This is a genomic window from Thermophilibacter sp. (assembly GCF_966187215.1).
On the sequence record NZ_CBIFYV010000073.1, the window covers coordinates 1 to 5,767 of the forward strand.

At 69.9% G+C, this 5,767-nt stretch carries 5 protein-coding genes; all 5 read right to left on the reverse strand.

The window, feature by feature from the left end; genetic code table 11:
• Nucleotides 1–125 precede the first annotated feature (125 nt).
• Nucleotides 126–1,061: a transporter substrate-binding domain-containing protein gene (locus tag ACWTSU_RS06180; RefSeq protein ID WP_455138998.1), complete on the reverse strand. Its 936-nt coding sequence runs from the start codon at nucleotides 1,059–1,061 to the stop codon at nucleotides 126–128.
• 276 nt (nucleotides 1,062–1,337) lie between these two features.
• Nucleotides 1,338–3,809 (reverse strand): tRNA (adenosine(37)-N6)-threonylcarbamoyltransferase complex transferase subunit TsaD, encoded by a 2,472-nt coding sequence (gene tsaD, locus ACWTSU_RS06185; RefSeq protein ID WP_455138999.1) that lies wholly within the window; start codon nucleotides 3,807–3,809, stop codon nucleotides 1,338–1,340.
• Nucleotides 3,810–4,070: 261 nt separating this feature from the next.
• Complete coding sequence (locus ACWTSU_RS06190) at nucleotides 4,071–4,505, reverse strand: DUF3783 domain-containing protein (RefSeq protein WP_455139000.1); 435 nt, start codon at nucleotides 4,503–4,505, stop codon at nucleotides 4,071–4,073.
• Between the two features lie 5 nt (nucleotides 4,506–4,510).
• Nucleotides 4,511–5,095 (reverse strand): NADH peroxidase, encoded by a 585-nt coding sequence (locus ACWTSU_RS06195; protein ID WP_455139001.1) that lies wholly within the window; start codon nucleotides 5,093–5,095, stop codon nucleotides 4,511–4,513.
• A gap of 74 nt (nucleotides 5,096–5,169) precedes the next feature.
• Nucleotides 5,170–5,568 (reverse strand): Fur family transcriptional regulator, encoded by a 399-nt coding sequence (locus ACWTSU_RS06200; protein ID WP_455139002.1) that lies wholly within the window; start codon nucleotides 5,566–5,568, stop codon nucleotides 5,170–5,172.
• Nucleotides 5,569–5,767 lie beyond the last annotated feature (199 nt).

Here is a 5,767-nt window from a genome sequence, read left to right on the forward strand (position 1 = left end):
GCTTCCTCTCCTGCTGCTCGCCGGGGGGGGCAGAGCCCGTGGTTTCTCCTTTGGGTTATATGTGTGTGGGCGCGCCCCGCCACGTGCGGCGCGCGCCCCCTATCCTAGGCGAGTGAAGGCCGGCCCTACGCGGGCTGACGGTCCATGCACTCGTTCCACATCTGCTGGCGCTCGTCCTCGGGGATGCCGTCGATGATCTCGTTGATCTTGTCGAGCAGGGCGTCCTGGCCGTTGGCGATCGCGGCGTTGTCGGGCATGACGGAGCCCTCGAACTTGTCGGTCATCTCGAGCTCCACGAAGTCCGGGTAGGTCTCGAGCAGCTTGGGCACCGAGAGCATCGAGTAGGTGATGATGTCGGCGGTCCCGCTGGTGAGGTTCTGGACGACCATGGGCACGGTCTCGGCCGGGGTCAGGTGCGTGACGCTCGGCTCGGCCTCCACGATCTGCTCGATGACGTCGTCGTACATCGTGGCGGCCTGGCCCATGATCGCGGCACCCGCGAGATCGGCGAAGGTCGTGGCGCTGGCCCACTGGGAGTCCTTCTTGGTGATCATGACGATGTCGTCGTCGATGTAGGAGTCCGAGAAGAGCGCGGAGCTCGCGCGCTCCGGCGTGACGGACATGCCGGCGCAGATGATGTCGATCTGGCCGTTGTTGAGCGCGTCGATGAGGCCGTCGAAGGAGAGCTTCACGGCCACGGCGTCCATGCCCAGCCCCTCGGCGATGATCTTGGCGGCCTGGACGTCATAGCCATCCGCGTAGGCACCGTCCACGTTGTCGATGGGGATGGTGTACTCGGACTCCTCCTCAACCTGCCAGTTGTACGGAGGGTAGGCGGCCTCCATGCCCACGCGCATGGTCTTGCCGTCGCCGAGAACGGCCTCGCCGGCCTCGTCGGAGGCGGTGTCGTCAGAGGTGTCGCCGGTGGTGGAGTCCTGCGCGGCGGGGCCGCAGCCGGAAAGGACCATCACGCCTCCCATGCCCGCCGCGAGGCTCGAGAGCTTGAGGAAGTCGCGGCGCGAAACTCTGTCAGATACGATGAAACGCGGGGTGGCCTTCATGGTGGTTCCTTTCCCTTTTTGTTATGACCCCTTCCGTGCGACGCAACCGGAGGGGACCCATTCCCCTCCCCCTTGCAACCTAATGCGAGAAAGTTACGCGCACGGCATGGGAGGATAGCACGCGCCGGCCCGCGCGGCTCGGCACGTGACGGCGGGAAACACCGATGTAACGGGAGGCACCGTCCACGAGATTGTCCCGTCAATCCGCACGGTTTTGGGGCCCAAAGCGTGCGGATTGACGGGACTAACGAGAGGGGCGGGCGGCGCGGGGCCTTCTCACGCCTCCCACATGGGCGGGACGGGCGCGTCGGGCGTGGACCAGGCGCCGAGCGGCGCGTTGGGGTCGGCGTCCAGCGTGAGCGGCGAGAAGGACCCGGCGTCGTAGCTGCGCAGCGCCGCGATGCCGATCATGGCGGCGTTGTCGCCGCAGGCGCGCATCGGCGGGACCGTCACGCGCACGCCGCGCCTTGCGAACGCCTCCTTGTAGGCCGCGCGCAGCCCGGGGTTGGCCGCGACGCCGCCACCGACGCAGAAGTCCGACACGCCGGTCTCCTCCACCGCGGTCACGGCCTTGGCCACCTGCACGTCGATGACCGCCGCCTCGAAGCTCGCCGCGAGGTCGGGCAGGTTGATGGGCCGCCCCGCGCGGTTCTCGCCCTCGATGTAGGTGATGACGGCCGTCTTGAGACCCGAGAGGCTGAAGGAGTAGTCGCCGCTGTGCAGCATCGCGCGCGGGAAGCGGATGGCCTTGGGGTTGCCCTGCGCCGAGAGCCTGGAGATCACGGGGCCGCCCGGATAGCCCAGGCCGAGCGCCTTGGCCACCTTGTCGAACGCCTCGCCCACCGCGTCGTCGATCGTGGCGCCGAGAACCTGGTAGTCGCCCCAGGCGCGCACGTGCACGAGCATCGTGTTGCCGCCCGAGACGAGGCTCGCCACGAAGGGCGGGCGCAGGTCGGGCGTCTCGAAGAGGTTGGCCATGAGGTGCCCCTCGAGGTGGTGCACGGCGATGAGCGGCAGGTCGGCGGCCGCGCAGAGCCCCTTGGCGAAGGCGACGCCCACCACGAGCGCGCCCACCAGGCCCGGCCCTGCCGTCACGCCCACCGCCGCGAGGTCCGCGGGCGCGAGCGTGTCGCAGCCGAAGCGCGCGCCGGCGCGCGCGAGCGTCTCCTCGAGGACGCCCACGATGGCCTCGGTGTGCTTGCGGCTGGCGATCTCGGGCACCACGCCGCCGAAGCGCGCGTGGAAGTCGATCTGCGTGGCCACCACGCTCGCGCAGACCACGCCGTGAGAGTCGGTCACGGCCATGGCGGTCTCGTCGCAGGAGGACTCGATCGAGAGGATCAGCGGGCCCGCCGCGGCCAGCGCGGCGCGGGCCTCCTCGGAGCGCGGCGCGGGCTCGATGGGCCACGGCCGGATGGAGGGCGCGGGCTCGGGGTGCTCGTCGGAGCCCCCGACGGCCTCGGCGGCCAGCGGCAGCGGCGCGCGCAGGATCAGCGCGTCGTGCCCGGCTGCGTAGTAGCCGGGACGGCGCCCCTCCTCGGCCAGCCCGAGCGCCGCGTAGAGGGCGCGCGCCGGCTCGTTCTTCTCGTCAACCTCCAGCGAGACCGTGTGGGCGCCGAGCATCTGCGCGTCGTAGGCCACGCGCGCCACCAGCCGGCGCGCGACGCCCTCGCGCCGGCGCGCCGCGTCTACGACGACCTCCTCGATCTCGAAGTCCGCGCCGGCCAGGCGGCCGCCCGCGAAGCCGATGACGCGGCCCTGGTCGTGGGCGACCCACCAGCTGCGGCCGGGCTGGGAGAGCTCCTCGTAGAAGAGCTTCTCGCCCCACGGCGCGTGCGCCGAGCCCTCGTAGGCAGCCGCCTCGAGGGCGGCCACGGCCTTGGTGTCGTTGAGCGTCATCGGGCGAAGCTGCAAGTGGATGCCCGCCAACGCGTCGTCCACGCCGGTCAGCTCGACCGTGGCGGGCTCCTTGAGGCCCAGGCGCGTGCGCTCGGCCTCCTCGGCGTCCGAGAGGCGCGTGTAGATGGGCAGCACCAGCGCCGGGTCGCCGGACTGGGCGCGCGGCCCCGCGAGTGCGCCGCCCTCCACGGCGGCGCGCACGAGCCCCTCGCCCGTGGGCCACCACGCGTCCTCGGACACGAACGCCGAGAAGCCCGCGGCCTCGAAGCGGGCGCGGTACTTGGCGAGGCCGTTGCCCGTGAGCGTGAGCTCGGCCGCGTCGGGGCGCGCCGCCCACGCGGAGACGCACGCGTCTGCCTTCACGACGGTCTCGGCCGGGAAGGTGCGGTGCGCGCCGGCGTCGTCAAGCTGGTAGATGCCGGGATAGACCTCGCCGCGCATGGCGTCGCCGGCCACCGCGAGCGTCCCGCGGACGCCGGCGCCCCACGCGGACCACGCCATCGCGTCCAGCGCGGAGGTCCCGTAGAGCGGCAGACCCGCGCCACACGCGAGCCCCTTGGCCGTGGCCACGCCGATGCGCACGCCGGTGAACGAGCCCGGGCCGCGCCCGCAGAGCACGGCGTCCACGTCGCCCATGGCGAGGCCGGCATCGGCGAGCGCGCCCTGCGCCGTGGTCACGAGCTCGACGTTGGCCCTCCGCCGGCACATGTGGTCGCGCGCCGCGAGCACGGTGACGGATCCGTCCGCGCCCACGCGGGCCACGGCGCACGCCAGCATGTCCGTGGACGTGTCGACGGCAAGGATGGTCTTCTCGGCGACCTCCGCGGTCGCGGCGCGCTTCTCGCTCATGGCGGCTCTTCTCTGGTCCGTGGATTGAACCCATTTAGTGTAGCCGGTCGGGCGCGCGGAGGCTTCTTTTGGGCTCTGGCTCACAAGTTGGGCGGTTTTTCAGAGCCCCTCTGAGTAGACGCGCCATGTCCCTCAACAAAAGACCTGGTAGACGAGGTGGGCTCTCAACCGCTACTCAGGGGCACCGCAAAAACCGCCCAACTTGTGAAGGGCGCCCCCCAGGCCCGCCCCATGCGCTGAAAATCACCTGCTAGCGCGCGCCTACATGCCCCCGTTGGCCGCGTGCTCGGCCGCGACGGCCTGGATGAGGCGCACGATCGGCCAGCCGCGGTTGTCCTTGGTGAGCATCGCCTTGGGACCCACCACGCACCCGGCCTCGCGGCTCCGGGCGAGAAACTCGTCGATCTGCTTGCTCGTCAGGCCGCAGAGCAGCACGAACTCGCAGTCCGGCGCCGGACCCTCGTAGGGCGTGCGCGCCGGTCGCACGCCGGGCAGCCGCGCGAAGGCGCCGGCCGGGTCCCCCAGGCGCTCGGGCGTCACCGTGCGCGCCACGACGCCCATCTCGGCGAGCACCGCCCGGACCGCCGTGCCCTTCTCGCCAGAGGGGTCAAGCCCCCAGAGCACCGCGCACGGCGCGGGCCCCGAGGGCTTGACCTTCTTGGCGTGGGCGGCCTTCTTCCTTGGCCTGCCAGCCATCGCTCTTAGCCGAAGTAGCGCTCGAGCAGGCCCTTGAGGGCCTTGCCGTGACGGGCCTCGTCACGAGCCATCTCGTGCACGGTGTCGTGGATGGCGTCGAGGTTGTTCTTCTTGGCGCAGGTGGCCAGCTCGACCTTGCCGGCGGTGGCGCCGAACTCGCAGTCGACGCGCCAGGCGAGGTTCTCCTTGGTGGAGGCCTTCATGTTGGGCTCGAGCTCGGTGCCCAGCAGCTCGGCGAACTTGGAGGCGTGCTCGGCCTCCTCGTAGGCGGCCTTCTCCCAGTACAGGCCGATCTCCGGGTAGCCCTCGCGGTGGGCGATGCGGGCCATGCAGAGATACATGCCGACCTCGGAGCACTCGCCGGTGAAGTTGGCCTTGAGCTGCTCGAGGATGTAGGCCTTGTCCTCGTCGGAGACGTCAGGGTTGTCCTTGACGGTCTTGTCGTAGATGCCGTACTCGTGCTCGGCGGCGAGCTTCAGCTCACCCTCGACCTTCTCGAACTGGCTGGCCGGAGCGTGGCAGACCGGGCACTCCGCGGGCGGCTCGGAGCCCTCGTAGATGTAACCGCAGACCTTGCAGACCCACTTCATGGTGTTACCTCCCTGTTGTCGTTGGCGGGACGCTCGCCCCGCCCCTCTCCTATGCGCACGGCCGCGACTCGCGCCTAGGCCGATGCTGCCTCGCATGCCTGGCAGGTCGGGCAGATGCCGTCGAACTGCAGCGCGTGGCCGGTGACGCGATAGCCAGACGCCTCGGCGGCAGCCTCCTCGATGCCCGCCATCTGCGGGATCATGACGTCGTCCACCCGCCCGCAGCGCGTGCAGCGAACGTGGTAGTGGGCGAACGTCTGGTGGTCAAAGCGGTCGGCGCCGTTGTTGATGCGCACGCGCGCGATCTCGCCCTCGTCGGCGAGACGGCCGAGCGTGCGGTAGACCGTGGCCTTGCTGATGGTGGGGTGCTTGGCGTGGACCGCCTCGTAGACCTCGTCCGCGGTGGGGTGGTTGGCGAGCGCGCGCAGCTCGGCCTCGATGACCGTGCGCTGGACGGTGTTTCTCGTCGCCATGTCCCCTCCTCTCCGCTGACGATGTCAGTATACCGTATTGATATTAATTTGCAATTGAGAATTATTCTCAATTTTGGATTCGTTACCCCCCCCCTTCCCCTTGCCGCCTGGCCAACAACCCGCAAAAAATGATTTCATATTCATATAATCGGGACCGCGGACATTTTCTTGTACGTCCTACACGGCGTAGCCGTGCGCC